The sequence below is a fragment of the Chelatococcus sp. YT9 genome, from assembly GCF_018398315.1.
In the GTDB taxonomy this organism is placed as follows: Bacteria; Pseudomonadota; Alphaproteobacteria; order Rhizobiales; family Beijerinckiaceae; genus Chelatococcus.
Genome location: NZ_JAHBRW010000001.1, coordinates 1,273,872 through 1,289,372, shown reverse-complemented (window position 1 = coordinate 1,289,372; position 15,501 = coordinate 1,273,872). Strand labels below are relative to the sequence as shown.

Here is a 15,501-nt window from a genome sequence, read left to right as displayed (position 1 = left end):
AATGTCCCAACATAGTTATAGGATAGGCGTCGACATCGGCGGCACGTTCACCGATGTGGTTGTTGCGCGCAACGATGGTTTGATAGAAACGCGCAAGGTGCCCTCAACGCCTGACGATTATAGTCGTGGTATCGCCATGGCGATCAAGGCGCTGGTCGAGGAGTTTCAGACCACGCCCGATCGTATCACCGGCATAGTCCACGCGACGACCGTCGCGACCAATGCGATCCTGGAATACAAGGGCGCCTGCACGGGCCTGTTGACGACGGCCGGCTTCCGCGACGTGCTGGAGATGCGCCGGCTGCGCATCCCCGTGCTCTATGACCTTCAGTATGACAAGCCGAAACCGCTCGTGGCGCGGCGGCTCAGGCTTGAAGTGCGCGAGCGACTGAGCGCCGACGGCGGCGTGAGGCTGCCGTTGTCGGAGGACGATGTCGTTGCCGCCGCGCGGCACTTCCGCGAAGCCGGCGCTGAGGCGGTTGCCATCAGCTTCCTGCATGCCTACGCGAATCCCGCTCACGAAATCGCGGCAGAGGAAATCCTCCGGCGCGAACTCGGCCCGGATGTCTACATCTGCCGGGGATCGGAGATCCTTCCCGAGATTCGAGAATACGAGCGTACCAGCACGGTTGTCGTGAATGCCTATATCGGCCCGGTGGTTCGCAACTACGCCAGCGCCCTGACCGCGCGGCTCGCCTCTATCGGCGTCACCTGCGCGGTGGACATGATGCATTCCGGCGGCGGAATCATGCGGCTGGAATCGGCGGTCCGGCGCGCCGCGTCGCTCGTGGAGTCGGGGCCGGCTGCCGGCGTCATCGCCTGTGCCCGCCTCTTTCCGGGCCAAGCTGAACCCAGCATCATCAGTTTTGACATGGGAGGCACGACGGCCAAGGCCGCATTGGTGGAGGACGGCCAGCCCGCGCGCACAACCGAATACGAAGTGGGCGCCGGCATCAATCTGTCGAGCAAGCTCGTCAAGGGCGGGGGCTACCCCATCAAGATGCCGTTCATCGATGTCTCGGAGATCGGGGCCGGCGGCGGCAGCATTATTGCGATCGACCGCATGAATCAGGTCTCGGTCGGCCCACAGAGCGCCGGCGCCTATCCCGGGCCTGTCTGCTACGGGCTTGGTGGCACACGGGCGACGCTGACTGACGCCTTTCTCACGCTTGGCTACATCAATAATGAGGCGCTCGCGGGTGGCACCTTTCCGCTTCAGGCGGAGGCTGGACGCGCGGCGCTGAACGATCAGGTCGCGAGACCGCTCGGGCTGGAATTGTCGCGCACGGCGCGTGGTGTTCTGACCCTCGCGGTCACCACCATGACGCGGGCTGTCAAAGCCGTGTCCACTTATCGCGGTCGAGATCCCCGTCAGTCGACGCTTGTGGCATTCGGAGGTAACGGGCCGGTAGTGGCAGCGGAGGTTGCGATGGCGCTCGGGATCCGGCGCGTCATCATTCCGCGCGGCGCCGGTGTGTTCAGCGCGCTCGGGCTGCTGCGCTCCGATGTGGAGCAGGAATTCGTGCGGCCGTCTCGACATCGGCCGGGGGAGATCGATGACGCGGCGCTTGCAGCCTTGTTCGACGAGCTCGTGGCAGACGCCCGCCGCATCATGACGCTGGAAGGCTATGATCAGGCGGCCGCGACGTTTCATCGGGCCGCCGATCTGCGCTACGTCGGGCAAGCTTATGAGCTCACCGTGCCGGCTGAACGACTTGCCGTGAATGAGCTGAGGGAGCTGTTCCATCGCGAGCATGAGCGCACCTACGGTCATCGCTCCGCAGGTGATGAGGTGCATCTCGTCAATGCGCGCCTCACCGTGCGCCTGCCGCTCGTCGCGCCGCCTCCGCATTTCCATCCTGACACGCCGTTGCGGCGGGCCGATCGAAGCGTCGTCTTCGCCGCCGAGAGCACACCCGCGACCGTTGCGGTCATCGGCCGCGGCGACCTGGACGCTACGCCCCGGCGCGGACCTTTCGTGATCGAGGACTACGACAGCACCTGTGTCATCGGGCCGGGCCAGGCGGCGAGCCTCGACGAGGCAGGCAACATTGCCATCACGCTCAGTGGAGACGCGGCATGAGCGAAGCTGACATGAGCGCTGCCGGGGCGCGCGCTGCCTGCGCGATCGACCCGATCACCCTCGAGGTCATCCGCAACGCGCTCGCCTCCACCGCTGACGAGATGGCGCTGATCATCATGCGCAGCGCCTATTCCCCGGTCGTGCGCGACATCATGGATTATTCGACCGGCCTTTGCGACGCGAAGGGCAGGGTCATCGCGCAGGGTCTTACGCTGCCGATCCAGCTCTGTTCATTCCCGCGTATCATGCAGTTCGTGCGAGAGCGTTTCGGCGCCTCGCTCAAGGAGGGCGATGTGCTCATTGCCAACGATCCCTACGGGTCGGGCGGGCAACATCTCCCGGATGTCTATATTCTCAAACCGATCTTCGCCGACGGCGTGCTGGCCGGCTTCGCGGCGACCGTCGCTCATCACACCGACCTCGGCGGAATTGTACCCGGGAGTGTAGCCATCTATGCCACAGAGATTCAGCAGGAAGGGTTGAGACTTCCACTGCTCAAGCTTTATGAAGCCGGCAAACCAAATGAAGCCGTCCTCGGCATCTTGGAGGCGAACACGCGTTCGCCGGTCGAGGTGCTCGGAGATATCCGCGCGCAGATCGCCGCATGCAACGTGGCGGAGGAGGGACTGAAAGCCCTCGTTGCCCGTTACGGGCAAGCGCAACTCGACAGCTATATCGAGGCCCTTCATGACCATGCCGAGGCAATGATGCGCGAGACGATCCGCGATCTGCCGAACGGCGTCTATCGCGCGACGGACTATATTGACGGCGTGGGCGAGAACCCGGCGCCGCTTCCCATCGTGGCGACCGTCACCGTCAACGATGATACGATCGACATCGACTTTGCCGGCACGGCTGACCAGGTGGCTGCCAGCATCAACTGTCCGATTTCGCTTCCCGAATCGGCGGCCTTCAGCGCCATTCGCTGCCTGTCGCAGCAGGATATTCCCAATTGCGAGGGTTATCTCAGGCCTATCACCGTGCACGCGCCGGAAGGGTGTCTGGTCAATCCGCGCTATCCCGCGGCCTGCGGCGCCCGCGGGGTCGTCGGCTATCGTGTCTTCGATGCGATCATGCAGGCGCTGGCGCAGGTGGTGCCCGAACGCGCCATTGGTGGCTCGGAAGGCGGGCCGTATCTGCTCGCATCGGGTGGCATACACCAAGGCCGGCCGTTCGTGCTCAATGAGATGGTCGTCGGGACCTGGGGTGCCCGCGCCACCAAGGATGGCATCGAGGGTATTTCGAACCCCGCCGCCAATCTCTCGAACCAGCCAGTTGAGATGATCGAGACGGACATGCCGATCGAGGTGCTCGATTACGGCCTGGTGCCGGACTCCGGCGGGCCAGGCGAGTTCCGAGGCGGCCTTGCCTTCGTGCGCAGCTTCAAGTTTCTCACAGACGCGCGCTTCACCTTGCGTGGGGATCGGCGTGCGCATCCGCCCTACGGCGTCGAGGGTGGCGGTACGGGCTCTTCGTCCGAGCACCTCCTGATCAGGCTGGACGGCACCACACACAATCTGCCGACCATGCCGATGGAGAGCTTCACGGCTAAGGCCGGCGATGTCTTTCGCCTCACGGGCGCTGGCGGCGGTGGTTATGGCAATCCGTTCCTGCGGGAAGCGTCGCGCGTCCTCGACGACATCCGCGAGGGCAAGGTGACCCGTGAGGGGGCATTGCGTGACTACGGGGTCATCGTCGACGATGATCTCTCCGTAGACGCAGCCGCAACAAGGCGTCTCCGACAGGAGCGACAATCGTGATGAACAGCGTGGGTGCAGCGGCGTTGAACGCGCCGAAATTGGGGATTGGGGCGAGCCGCGCAAATCTTGAAACCCCGGCCGCGGTGCTCGACCTGCCGATCTTTGAGCGCAACCTCGCAACGCTGGCGGAGACGTGCCGGCGGGCGGGTGTCGGCATGCGGCCCCATGCCAAGTCACACAAGTCAGCAGAGATAGCGCGGCGGCAGCTCGCCGCAGGCGCGCTCGGCATTTGTTGCGCCAAGCCAGGTGAGCTGCTCGCCCTGTTCGGGGCCGGCATCGACGATCTGATGTTGACAGCGCCTGTGGCGAGTTTCGCCAAGATCGACGCGCTGGCGCAGGCATCCGCACGCGGAGCTCGCCTGATGGTGGTGGCGGACCGGGCGGACCTCATAACCGCCTATGGAGACGCCGCCAGGCGGCATGACACGCGCATCGATCTGGTGGTTGATCTCGATGTCGGCCTGCTGCGCAGTGGCGTGGCGGAGCCCGCCCATGCCGTTGCGCTGGCGCGTGCCGCGGCTGACCACCCTTATCTGCGTTTTGCCGGGGTGCAGGCCTATCAGGGGCGTGTCCAGCATATCGATGATTTTGACCAGCGGCGTGCGGCCAACAACGAGGTTGCCCGGCGGCTGGTGCCGATGTTGGACGCCCTCGCTGCTGCCTCGCTCGCCCCTGCCATCATCTCCGGCGGCGGCACCGGCAGCCATGTGCTGGATGCCGAGCGCCGCCTGTTCACGGAGGTGCAGCCGGGTTCCTATGTCTTCATGGATGAGGCTTACAATTCGGTCGATATCGCGGGCAGCGGCGAGCTCGTTTTCGGCTCGGCCCTGCGCATCGCTGTCACCGTCATCGGCCATTCATCGGCAGGCTTCGCCATCACCGATGGGGGCAGCAAGAGCTTCGCCTGGGACGGACCGCCGCCGCGCGTGCTGCTTCCGGGACCTTCAGGCGAGCGGCTTGTCGGTACGATCGAATGGTGCGGCGATGAATTCGGCCGCATCCTTCCAGCCTCCGGCTGCGCCACCCTGCCCATTGGCACGGTCGTCGAATGCACGGTTCCGCACTGCGATCCCACCATCAACATGCACGATGTTCTGCATGTGGTCGATGGCGACAGGCTTGTGGCGCAATGGGCCGTCGAGGGACGCGGCCGCGCGGATTGAATCCGCGCGAGCATCAACTCAGCTCAGTCCCGCAGCAGCTCGTTGATCGCCGTCTTGGAGCGGGTCTGGGCATCGACGCGCTTGACGATGACGGCGCAGTAGAGCGAGGGGCCCGGCGTTCCATCCGGCAAGGGTTTGCCGGACAGGCTGCCTGGCACCACGACCGAATAGGGCGGCACGCGGCCGTAGAACACCTCGCCGGTGGCGCGATCCACGATCTTGGTGGACGACGAGATGAAAACGCCCATCGACAGTACGGCGCCCTCTCCGACGACCACGCCTTCGACCACCTCCGAGCGGGCGCCGATGAAGCAATTGTCCTCGATGATCACGGGCCCCGCCTGCAGCGGCTCGAGCACGCCGCCTATCCCGACGCCGCCCGAGAGGTGCACGTTCTTGCCGATCTGCGCGCAGGAGCCGACGGTCGCCCAGGTGTCGACCATAGTTCCTTCGTCGACATAGGCCCCGAGATTGACGAAGGAGGGCATCAGCACGACGTTCGGGCCGATGTAGGCCCCCCGGCGCACAGTGCAATTCGGCACGGCGCGGAAGCCGGCCGCCTTGAACTCACCCGCCCCCCAGCCGTCGAACTTGGAGGGAACCTTGTCCCACCAGACCGCCTCGCCCGGCCCGCCCGGGATGACGGCCATGTCGTTGAGGCGGAAGGAAAGAAGGACGGCTTTCTTCAGCCATTGATTAACGCGCCAGCCCGTCGCTTCGGCGGCGTCCTTCTCGGCAATGCGCTTTTTCCCGCTGTCGAGGAGGAGGAGCGACTCGTTCACCGCGTCGCGAACTTCGCCCTGTGTCGCGGCGCTGATCTCGGCACGCGCCTCCCAGGCGGTCTCGATGACGGAAGCGAGTTGTTCAGTGCTCATAAATCAAGATCCTTGGCAGCTGTGGACGGCACGGGCGACATCCGGTGGGCGAAACCGGGTGCAAGGCGTTGTCGGCATTGGCCGTGCGCGAGTCAAGGTCGAACTGACGCATTAAACTAAGCCGCGAGCCATCCAGAGGGTCCACAAGGCCAACCGCGGGGAAGCGGGCCAAGCGGGCATTCAGGCTTGGTGCGGGCATTCAGGCCTGGCGGGCATGCAGGCTTGGCGGGCATTCTTGCCGCAGCCTCTTTCAATTTGCCGATCCGATAGCAACTTATTGACCGCATCACCCAATGGGATTTGAAGTTGTGGGGGCCGGATGCGATTTAGGCGGCGGGAACCCGGCCACTGCCGCTGAACACCGGTATTGTTGATGGAACGCAATCCGATCCGATATGTCTGGACTCGCAGCCGGGGCGTCCATTGTCTGGCTTTCCTCATCGTCGCCGTGCTGTTGCCGGTGGTATGGCTGCTGTTGCTGGTGCCGCGCGAACTCGTCGATATGGTCTTCATCGGCAACGCGGGCGCGGACGGTCAGGTCGATGCCTTCCTGAGGCTCGCCTTGCCCCTGTCGTGGCACTTCGGGGGCGAGCGGGTGCTCTTCTCCGGCTTTCCGCTGAGCCGGGACCAGGCTTTCACGGTCGGGTTGATGGTCATTGCCGCGCTCGTCCTCCTCAGGGCGGTGCTCAGGGTGTCCATCCGGCTGATCAGCGCGCGCCTCGGGCCTAGCCTTGCCGACGACCTCAGGCTCCTTCTCTTTCGCCATCTGGTGGCTGAACGCACCACCAGCGAGGCCGTGGAGAACGCGATCACCTCGCTCGGTCATCGCGTTGCGACTGTCACGCCGTTCCTGGGGCGGGCATTGGCGGCGCCCGCGCTGTTTTTCGCCGAAGGCGTGATCGTCATCCTGTTCGTCTTCACGCTGAACCTCTGGCTTGGCGTGGCCTTGATGGTGGCGGCCATGCTCGACGCTATGCTCGTCCCGGCACGGGAGGCCGAGCGGGACACGATGGTGAGGCGCATGAGCGCGGGCGAGACCGAGGCGATCCAGATGGGGCGTCACGCGGTCGAGCGCCTGCCCGCGATTCGCGTGCACGGCACGGCTGACGGCGAGGCCGAGCATTTCGCCGAGCGTCTGGCCAATGTCGCGCACAAGCACCGGCCGCCGCTAGGCCAGCTAACGCTTCTGGGCATCGCCCTGCGCATCGTGCGCGATGGCATGCCGGTGCTGATGCTCATGGTGGGGGGCTGGCTGATGATGCAGGGCAAGCTCACACCCGGTGGTCTGCTGGCCGCCGTCAGCGCGGCATTCCTGCTGATCCGCCCCGTCGAGGCCATGGCGCTCTGGACGCGCGAGCGGCATGCCGCAACGCAACTCTTCGACGAGATCGCGCGGTCGATCGGCGACCTCAAGGCGCGGGCCCGGCGTTTTTCCGATACAGATTTGCCGGAAAATTGGAGCCAGCTCCGTATCGACCGGGCGTCGATTTTCGATCCGCTGACCAGCCATCGGCTATCTGCTGTCGACCTCGATATTCCTTTGCCGACACGCACGGCTCTGGTGACGGATGATGAGGGAGGCGGACATATCATTGCGGCGGCGCTCGGTGGAGCGCTTGAGCCCTCCTCGGGTGAGATCAAGCTGGACGGCATCAATCTTCTTACGGTGCCGGCCGCTCGCCGTGCCCGACGCGTTGCGCTCGCGGGCCATACACCCATCATTCTCGACGGCACCTTGCGTCAAAATATTCTCTATGGAGCCCCCGATCTTGGCGGAGAGGACATCGATGCGGTGCTCTGCGATGTCATGCGCACGGCCGGCATCGATGATGATGCCTATGCCCTTGGCCTCTCCACAAGTGTCAGCAGCCAGACGGCGCCCAGACTGGCGGAGCGGGTGGTGGAGGTCCGCCGTGCTATCCGGGCGGAGCTCAGCTCCAACGGTTTGGGCGACCTGGTCGATCCCTTCGAGCCCAATCGCTACAATCGCTACGGCACCGTCGCTGAGAACATTCTGCATGGGGTACCCGTCGGCGACACGTTCCGAGAGGTCCATCTTGCCTCCAACCCCTTCCTGCGGGCTGTGCTCGAAGCCGAGGATCTGACGCGCCCGCTCGCGGAGATGGGGTTTGCCATTGCCTCCAGCCTCGTGGAGATCTTCGACGGCGTGCCGGACGGGCATCCGCTCTTCCAGCGCTTCGCCTTCTTCAGCGCCGCCGAGCGTGGCCTCTGCGCCGACATGGTGGCGCGTCGATCGGAGCGTCGGCGGTCGGCAGAGACCGGGCGTGATCGTGACCGGCAGATAGCCCTCGCACTTCGCTACTGTGAAGCGCGGCATCGTCTCGGCGTTCTCGACGAGGCGATGGAAAAACGCCTCGTTGCAGCTCGGCACACTTTTGCGCGGCTGCTTCCACCTAGCCTCAGGCCGGCGATCTCGTTCTATGAAGCGGATGCGATCTGCGCCGCCGCCTCGCTCAGCGATAACCTTCTATTCGGGCGCATCGCCTATGACGTGGCCGGCGCGGAGGACAAGGTTCACGCGACCGCGCGGCGCGTTCTCAGCAATCTCGGCCTCGATGAGGACGTGCTGCGTCTCGGCCTGTCTGCCCATGTCAGCCACGGGGCGGAGCGGCTCCAGCACCTGAACGTCGCACTGATCGATCTGGCGCGCTGCCTCGTCCGCCGTCCGGATCTTCTTGTTCTCGATGGAGTTTTCAACGGTCTCTCCATCGCCGAGATCGCCGCCCTGATGGAGCGCCTGGATTTGTTCATGGCGAACGGCAGCCTCATCGCGGTGGTGCCTTCCACCTTCGATCTGAGCGCTTTCTCGCAGATCATCCGTTTCGAGGGTGACCATGTCCTCACGGCGCAGGATCGCGTGGAGATCCCCGGCGGTTCGGCACCTGTTACCACTGGCGGGGGTGCTGCAGTCATTCCAGCGGAGGGATGAGCCTCCTCGTGTGCGCTCGCACACGCAGCGATTAAGAATGCTGGAATTCAACGCTAATTTCGCGCTAACGGCGCCTCGTATCCCCATATGGCGTGGAATTCGGGGTCTGGCACCACCATATTCGGTACCTGAAAGCCGCTCCGATGTGAGAAGGCAGTTGCCACGCGGCGATCTTCATGGTGCTGATAAGGCTGAATGAGATCGCAGGACGGATCTAATTGTGGCAATTGCGGCGAAAAATTCCCTTATGTGTGTTAGCGCACGGAATTTGCGGCGTTTTTGAGGTATCAGTAGTCGATGTGCGCCTATCCTGCTCCAGCCGATGATGCGCTCCTCGTCAAGTTTTGGGGCGTTCGCGGCTCTATTCCGGTCTGCGGAACGGATCACGTCATCTTTGGCGGCCATACACCCTGCGTCGAAGTCCGCTGCGGTGATCAGCTTTTCATCATTGATGCGGGTACGGGGATCACCAATCTCGGCTTGGCCATCAAGGAGACTGCGCCGCCACAGATCGAGATTTTGCTGAGCCATCTCCATCTCGACCATGTGATGGGCCTGCCATTCTTCAAGCCAGCCCTTTATCCGGACAAGACAATCCGCTTGTCTTGCGGCAACCTCGATGGGCAAACTGCGGAGAAGCCGCTTGAGCGGCTGTTTTCGCCGCCGATTTTCCCCGTTACGCTCGCGCAGCTGCCGGCCAAGTTCATCTACAACGGCTTCAGAGCCGGTGAGACGCTGTCATTCGGGCGCCAGACCGTTCGTACCTGCCTGTTGGACCACCCGTCGGGGGCGACTGCCTATCGATTCGACCATGGCGGCCGCAGTGTCTGCTATGTCAGCGATATCGAGCATGGCGAAAACTGGCCGCCGGAGAACCTTGTCGAGTTCGTGCGGGACGCTGACCTCGTCATCTATGACGCAATGTTCTGCGAGAACGAATACAGCCATTGTCGCGGGTGGGGGCATTCCACGATCAGGGCGGGTGTGGAGCTGTGCCGCCGCGCTGACGTGAAGCAGCTGGCTGCTTTCCACATGCACCCGATGCACAATGATGCCTTCCTGCTCGACATGGAAGCGGATCTCACGAAGGCTATGCCCGGCTCATTCGTGGCACGCCAGGGGCAATCTCTCGTCTTTGCTCCGGTGGCAGCGGAAGTGCCTGCCTGACGGGATTGGGCCTACCGCCGCTTCCTCCCCTCGATATCAGATCAGCGCATTGCCTTGCGGAAAGGCGGCGCCCGTCTCTTGCGATCGGGAAACCGGTCGTTATTGTCCGGCCAGCAACTCTCCATTGTCGCGGGCAAGGACTGGCGGGGCATGACGATATCACTTCTGGTAAGCCTCGCCAGTGTCGGGCTCGTAGCGGCGGTGCTCTCCGCAGCGCTCGTTTTTCTTCTCTTTCCCCTCATGCGGCGCTATGCGCTGGCCCGTCCGAATGCCCGTTCCAGCCATCGCGTGCCGACGCCACAGGGAGGGGGCATTGCCGTATTGGCCGCGCTGCTCCTGGCGGCAGGCGCCGGCGTCTGGGTTCTCGCACCAGGCTCGATTGCCGTGTTCACACCGGCCGCGATTGGCGCCGTGGTCTTGGCCCTAATTGGCGCTTTCGACGACATCCGGCCGTTGCCGGTTCTTCCGCGCCTGCTGCTCCAATTCGGCGCCGTCGCCCTTGCCGTGGCCGCGGTGGGCGAGATCCGGTTGTTTCCTGCTCTTCTTCCCGCTCCCGTGGAATTCGCGCTGGTCGTCCTGGCTGGTGTCTGGTTCGTCAATCTCGTCAATTTCATGGATGGGCTGGACTGGATCACGGTGGCCGAAGTCGTGCCGGTTTCGGCCGCGCTAGCGCTGTTATCGCTTTTCGGCACCCTTCCCCTTGATGCTGGGCTCGTTGCGATGGGGCTGTGTGGCGCGATGCTCGGCTTCGCGCCCTTCAACCGTCCCGTCGCCAAGCTGTTTCTGGGCGACGTCGGCTCGCTTCCCATCGGCCTTATCCTTGGGTTCCTCCTTTATCGCCTCGCGGGGGAAGGGCATCTCACGGCGGCGCTTCTCCTACCGCTCTATTATCTCGCGGACGCGACGCTCACGCTTCTCATGCGCCTCAGGCGCGGCGAGAAGGTCTGGCAGGCGCATCGCAGCCATTTCTACCAACGTGCCACGGACAATGGCTTCACGGTGATGGATGTCGTCGGAACGGTCTTCGTGCTCAATCTGGTGCTGGCCGCGCTGGCGACAGCCGCGGTTCTCGCCGAGGGGATTTTTATCCCCACCGGGCTCCTGATAGCTGGTCTTGTCGCGGTGGCCATCGTGCTGGCCCGTTTCGGCCGGCCGCGCGCGACAGTCGCGGAACGGAGAGGCTGATGGCGCGCCGGGTTCTCCTCACCGGGGCGACGGGCTTCGTCGGCCGCCATCTCATCACCGATCTCATGGGCGCGGGGATCATCGTCCGCGCCGCTACCCGACGGCCTGCCGCCCTGCCGGCGGGGGTCGAGCAGGTCGTCGTGGGCGACCTCGACCGCCCTGTCGACTGGAGCGAAGCGCTAGCCGGAGTGGACGCGGTTGTCCATGCGGCGGGCATTGCGCACGCCGGGCCGGGCATTGCCGAGGAGCGCTATCACCGCGTGAATACGGAAGCGACGGTGGCGTTGGCGAAAGCAGCCGGGCCGTCGCGACGCTTCCTCTTCATCTCGTCTATCCGTGCCCAGAGCGGCCCCACGGCCACGCACGTCCTGACGGAAGCTGATGTGCCGCGCCCCGAGGACGCTTATGGCCGCTCCAAGCTTGCCGCGGAGCAAGCATTAGCCGAACTCGGGGGGGACTGGGTCGCGCTCAGGCCGGTGCTGGTTTATGGGCAGGGGGTGGGCGGTAACATGGGCGCCTTGCTGTGGCTGGCGCGCCTTCCCATTCCCTTGCCGGTGAACGGCCTCAAGGGACGCCGCTCCCTTGTGGCGGTCGAGACCCTCGCGGGCGCCGTGCGCCACTGCCTCGCCCTGCCGGCGGCGCCAAGGTCTGCCTTCATCGTTGCCGACCCGCAGTCGGTCACCGTTGGAGAGATCGTCGCGGCGCTGCGGGAAGGAATGGGGCGGCGGCCGGGCCTCTTCACAGTGCCGGAGGGGCTTTCCCGTTCGCTCTGCATGATCACAGGGCGCTCTGAGGCTTGGACACGCCTTACGAGATCACTGGAGGTCGACGCAGCGGCGCTCAGGCAATCCGGCTTTGTGCCACAATTGCAGACCCGACTACAGCTGCGTCTTTTAGCGGCGGGTTCTTGCGCGCCGCGAACTCGGGGATAGCATCCTCGAGAATGGCTTCCGCCGCCAGGCGGTCGCCGCTGGCGATCGCTTCCGCGAGTGCCGCAAGGCGCGCGGAGAGATACTGCCGGTCGGCGAAAAGCGGCTTGGCGGCCATGACGCCATCGATGCCGGTTTCCGCCATGGGTTCCTGCTGGCTGAACAAGATCTCGTGCAGCCGCTCGCCCGGCCGGATGCCGGTCTCGACGATATCGATATCTGCCCCTGGCTCGAAGCCGGCCAGACGGATCATGCGCTCGGCGAGCGCATAAATGCGGACGGGCTGTCCCATTTTGAGCACGTAGACGGAAGCCTGTTCACGCGGCGCAGTGTTGCCTGGCCTCGAGGTGGGCACGGTGCCGCTCGCAACGCGACCCTCGCCGTCGGCGTGCGACGCGGCCGTGATGACAAGGTCCACGGCTTCGCGCACGGTCATGAAGTAGCGCACCATGGCGCGGTGCGTGACCGTGACAGGGCCGCCGCGGGCAATTTGCGCCTTGAACTTTGGCACGACGGAGCCATTCGATCCCAGCACATTGCCAAAACGCACGGCAATGAGGCGCGTGCCACCGTCGTGATGACCGCGCCCGTCGTCGGCGCCGGCCATCTCCGCATCGAGGGCCTGGGCGTACATTTCGGCGAAGCGCTTGGTTGCGCCGAGCATTGATACTGGTTCGATGGCCTTGTCGGTGGAGATCATCACCATGGCTCTGGCACCCGCCGCAACGGCGGCGTCGGCGACGTTCACGGAGCCGAAGACGTTGGTGCGGATACCCTCACCCCAGTCCTGTTCCAGATAGGGCACGTGCTTCAATGCTGCGGCGTGGAAGACCACATCCGGCTTAAAACGGGCGAAAAGCATGTCCATGCGCAGGCGGTCGCGCACATCGGCAATGGCGCCTTCCACCTTCGTCTCGGTGCCGAGATTGGCGAGCGCTTCCGTGATCTGGTGAAGGGCAGGCTCGGAGTTCTCGATGACGAGTATATCGGAGGCACCGAAGGCGGCTGAGCGCAGGCAAAGCTCACTGCCGATGGAGCCCCCGCCGCCGGTGACGACGATACGCCGCCCACGGACAAAGCGGGCGAGCCGGGCACGATCGATCTCAACGGTCGGGCGCAGCAAGAGATCCTCGATCTCAACGGGCTGCAGCGCCGCGGCGCTCATACCCTCCTCGACGTCCTGCATGCGCGACAGCGGCAGTCCAAGGCGCCGGGCGCGCAGGAGAAGGTCACTGCCTTCCGTGTCGCTGCCATGCTCCCCGGTGAGGGCATTCTGCGTAAGCACGAGCCTGCGGATGGCGACACCGCGCTCCTGAGCCTCTGCGACCACCTGTTCGAGGTCCGCGAAGCTGCCGAGCACGGGCACACCCCTGATAGCCTGGCCGAGATCGCCCTGGCGCGGAGAGAGGATGCCCTCCGCCGCGATCTTGCGGAACGCCCCGGACTCTATCGCGCGCAGCAGCGCCTCGATGTCCGTGCCGCGCCCCAACAGAAGCGCCGGATGGGCGCCATCCTTCGCATGGGTCTTGGCCTGTTCGTACTTCATATAGCGGTAGGCAAGGCGCGGGCCGCCGAGCAGCGCGACCTGCAGCAACCAGTAGAGCGCGATGGTGATCTTGCCGAAGAAGAAGAAGCCGTAGAACGTCGACGACGCCAGCACGTAGTCCACCACCAGCAGCGTCAGCGCCAGCACCGTCGAGGCGCGTACGATGTTCGACAGGTCCGGCAGTGACGCGAAGCGCCACTTCGATTTGTAGAGCGAGAACAGCCAGTAGATCGCGCCGGCGTAAATCAGGAAGACAGGTAGGATCGACGGCAACAAGTCGAGCCGGGTGGCGAGCCGCCCCCCTTCGAAGCGGATGACGAAGGCCAGCGTGACGGCAAGCGCCGTCGCGACGAGATCGTGGATGACGATCAACGTCTTCTTGAGGGAAGGGATGAGTTCAAGCCGGGCCATGGGTCGTGCGGGATATCCGCTCACAACACGCTTTTGTCAATGTTGGAGGCAGCCCGTGGCGACGTTGTTTGCCACGCATCGCGTGCAAGAACGAGCTTATTGAGTCCATTCACCTTTTCTCGCCTTCCCCTGGCCGGATTTCTGAGTCTAAAGGTCCAGCTGAAGCGTCCAGCCCGATTCGACGGCGGGAACCAAACTGAACTGGAAATATTTCGATAGGTGTTCTGCGTCCTACGCGATACGGCGTGCGTAACTTGCCAAGGCGAAGCTGGGCGCTCGTTAACCTATTGTTAAAATGGACATGGTGATGAGCGGATCGAAGCGGATTGACGGCATTGATTTCTGGCGTGGCATCGTCCTCGCAATGATTTTCATCAATCATGTGCCTGGCAACGGTTTCGAGATTATGACCCATCGCCACGTCGGCTTCAGCGATTCCGCCGAGGCGTTCGTGTTTCTGGCCGGCGTTTCGGTAGCGCTCGCTTACGGCGGGCGTTTCTTGGGGAACCAGTCGTGGCGAGGACTTCGCGCCATCGTGAGCCGGGCGGTGACCCTCTATGGCGTGCAGATCGCCATGTCGTTTATGGCCATCGCCATTTTTGCCATAGGCGCGCTGATTTTCGACGATGACACGATCATGCACGAACATGGGCGGGATCTCTTCCTGTCCAATCCGATGCGCGCTGTGGTGGCCGTCACCGGCCTGAGCCACCAGCTCGGCTATTTCAACATTCTGCCGATGTATATCGTCTTCCTGCTGTGGGCTCCGGCCTTGCTTCTCCTGGCGCGCGTCGATGATCGCTTGATGCTGGGCTCCGCGGCGCTGATCTATCTCTTCGCCCGTGAATATGGCTGGAACTTCCCGACCTGGCCAGTCGACGGCGGATGGTTCTTCAATCCCTTCACCTGGCAATTCCTGTTCGCGGCGGGTGTCTTCATCGGCTTGCGCCTGCGCCAGGGTGAGGACATCAGTTTCGATCGCCGCATCTTTGCCGCGAGCGTCGTGATCCTGGCCGCCTCCGCCTTTGTGATCACGAAAGCATTCGGGTTTCTGCCGCTGCTGCCGGAACAGCTCAACAGCGTGGTCGACATGAGCAAGACCAATCTGGCGCCGATCCGGATGATCCATTTCCTGGCGCTCGCCTATGTGCTTTACCACTCGGGCCTGACCCTCATGGCAAAGAGCGGTAGCCTGTTTGCGCCGCTGTGCGTGATCGGCCGTCAGAGCCTGCCGGTCTTCGCCGCGGGCTCGATCCTGAGCGCGATTGGCCAGATCGTGATCGGGATGCGGAACACCGGCTTCATCGATGATCTTCTGTTCATCGGCGGGGGTCTGCTCCTGCTCTATGCCATCGCACTGTATCTCAGCGACCGTCGCGATGTCGCCACGGGGGAACCGCCCAAAGCCAAGATCGCTTGATCCCGCAACACC

At 64.0% G+C, this 15,501-nt stretch carries 10 protein-coding genes; 8 read left to right on the top strand and 2 right to left on the bottom strand.

Translation table 11 applies throughout. The features are described 5' to 3' along the window. Window position 1: 1 nt before the first annotated feature. From KIO76_RS05815 to KIO76_RS05805, 3 genes are read left to right on the top strand one after another with little or no spacing between them, the layout of a single operon-like run. The gene (locus KIO76_RS05815; protein ID WP_213321893.1) at window positions 2–2,083 is read left to right on the top strand and encodes a hydantoinase/oxoprolinase family protein; all 2,082 of its coding nucleotides are present in this window, start codon (window positions 2–4) and stop codon (window positions 2,081–2,083) included. Continuing rightward, complete coding sequence (locus KIO76_RS05810; protein ID WP_213321892.1) at window positions 2,080–3,843, top strand: hydantoinase B/oxoprolinase family protein; 1,764 nt, start codon at window positions 2,080–2,082, stop codon at window positions 3,841–3,843. The genes KIO76_RS05815 and KIO76_RS05810 overlap by 4 nt, the downstream gene beginning before the upstream one ends. Beyond that, a complete protein-coding gene (locus KIO76_RS05805; RefSeq protein WP_249729757.1) occupies window positions 3,843–5,006 on the top strand; it encodes an alanine racemase in 1,164 nt (387 codons plus the stop codon). The genes KIO76_RS05810 and KIO76_RS05805 overlap by 1 nt, the downstream gene beginning before the upstream one ends. A gap of 23 nt (window positions 5,007–5,029) precedes the next feature. Here KIO76_RS05805 and dapD read toward each other — a convergent pair whose 3' ends face one another. Continuing rightward, window positions 5,030–5,881: a 2,3,4,5-tetrahydropyridine-2,6-dicarboxylate N-succinyltransferase gene (gene dapD / locus KIO76_RS05800; protein ID WP_213321890.1), complete on the bottom strand. Its 852-nt coding sequence runs from the start codon at window positions 5,879–5,881 to the stop codon at window positions 5,030–5,032. 373 nt (window positions 5,882–6,254) lie between these two features. Here dapD and KIO76_RS05795 point away from each other — a divergent pair, with 373 nt between their 5' ends. The 4 genes from KIO76_RS05795 (at window position 6,255) to KIO76_RS05780 (ending at window position 12,115) form a co-directional block, all read left to right on the top strand. After that, window positions 6,255–8,831, top strand: coding sequence for an ABC transporter transmembrane domain-containing protein (locus KIO76_RS05795; RefSeq protein WP_213321889.1), 2,577 nt, complete (start codon window positions 6,255–6,257; stop codon window positions 8,829–8,831). Between the two features lie 297 nt (window positions 8,832–9,128). Further along, window positions 9,129–9,998, top strand: a complete 870-nt coding sequence (locus tag KIO76_RS05790; protein WP_213321888.1) for an MBL fold metallo-hydrolase — start codon at window positions 9,129–9,131, stop codon at window positions 9,996–9,998. A 150-nt stretch (window positions 9,999–10,148) separates the two neighbouring features. Then, complete coding sequence (locus KIO76_RS05785) at window positions 10,149–11,183, top strand: MraY family glycosyltransferase (protein ID WP_213321887.1); 1,035 nt, start codon at window positions 10,149–10,151, stop codon at window positions 11,181–11,183. After that, on the top strand, window positions 11,183–12,115 hold the full coding sequence (locus KIO76_RS05780; RefSeq protein ID WP_213321886.1) for an NAD-dependent epimerase/dehydratase family protein: 933 nt from the start codon (window positions 11,183–11,185) through the stop codon (window positions 12,113–12,115). Before KIO76_RS05785 ends, KIO76_RS05780 begins: the two co-directional genes overlap by 1 nt. Here the strand turns inward: KIO76_RS05780 and KIO76_RS05775 are convergent. Beyond that, the gene (locus tag KIO76_RS05775; protein WP_213321885.1) at window positions 12,024–14,069 is read right to left on the bottom strand and encodes a nucleoside-diphosphate sugar epimerase/dehydratase; all 2,046 of its coding nucleotides are present in this window, start codon (window positions 14,067–14,069) and stop codon (window positions 12,024–12,026) included. The genes KIO76_RS05780 and KIO76_RS05775 overlap by 92 nt on opposite strands. Window positions 14,070–14,376: 307 nt before the next feature. Between KIO76_RS05775 and KIO76_RS05770 the strand changes: the two genes are divergently transcribed. After that, window positions 14,377–15,489 carry an OpgC family protein gene (locus KIO76_RS05770; RefSeq protein WP_213321884.1) on the top strand — a complete coding sequence of 371 codons (1,113 nt, stop codon included), beginning with the start codon at window positions 14,377–14,379 and terminating at the stop codon, window positions 15,487–15,489. The last annotated feature ends 12 nt before the right edge of the window (window positions 15,490–15,501 follow it).

What these genes read in the sequence shown, in the direction of transcription:
- KIO76_RS05785 (WP_213321887.1), top strand. Translation starts at nt 10,149, where the DNA reads ATGACGATATCACTTCTGGTAAGCCTCGCCAGTGTCGGGCTCGTAGCG.
- dapD (WP_213321890.1), bottom strand. Translation starts at nt 5,881, where the DNA reads ATGAGCACTGAACAACTCGCTTCCGTCATCGAGACCGCCTGGGAGGCG.
- KIO76_RS05770 (WP_213321884.1), top strand. Translation starts at nt 14,377, where the DNA reads ATGAGCGGATCGAAGCGGATTGACGGCATTGATTTCTGGCGTGGCATC.
- KIO76_RS05815 (WP_213321893.1), top strand. Translation starts at nt 2, where the DNA reads ATGTCCCAACATAGTTATAGGATAGGCGTCGACATCGGCGGCACGTTC.
- KIO76_RS05810 (WP_213321892.1), top strand. Translation starts at nt 2,080, where the DNA reads ATGAGCGAAGCTGACATGAGCGCTGCCGGGGCGCGCGCTGCCTGCGCG.
- KIO76_RS05780 (WP_213321886.1), top strand. Translation starts at nt 11,183, where the DNA reads ATGGCGCGCCGGGTTCTCCTCACCGGGGCGACGGGCTTCGTCGGCCGC.
- KIO76_RS05790 (WP_213321888.1), top strand. Translation starts at nt 9,129, where the DNA reads ATGTGCGCCTATCCTGCTCCAGCCGATGATGCGCTCCTCGTCAAGTTT.
- KIO76_RS05805 (WP_249729757.1), top strand. Translation starts at nt 3,843, where the DNA reads ATGAACAGCGTGGGTGCAGCGGCGTTGAACGCGCCGAAATTGGGGATT.
- KIO76_RS05775 (WP_213321885.1), bottom strand. Translation starts at nt 14,069, where the DNA reads ATGGCCCGGCTTGAACTCATCCCTTCCCTCAAGAAGACGTTGATCGTC.
- KIO76_RS05795 (WP_213321889.1), top strand. Translation starts at nt 6,255, where the DNA reads ATGGAACGCAATCCGATCCGATATGTCTGGACTCGCAGCCGGGGCGTC.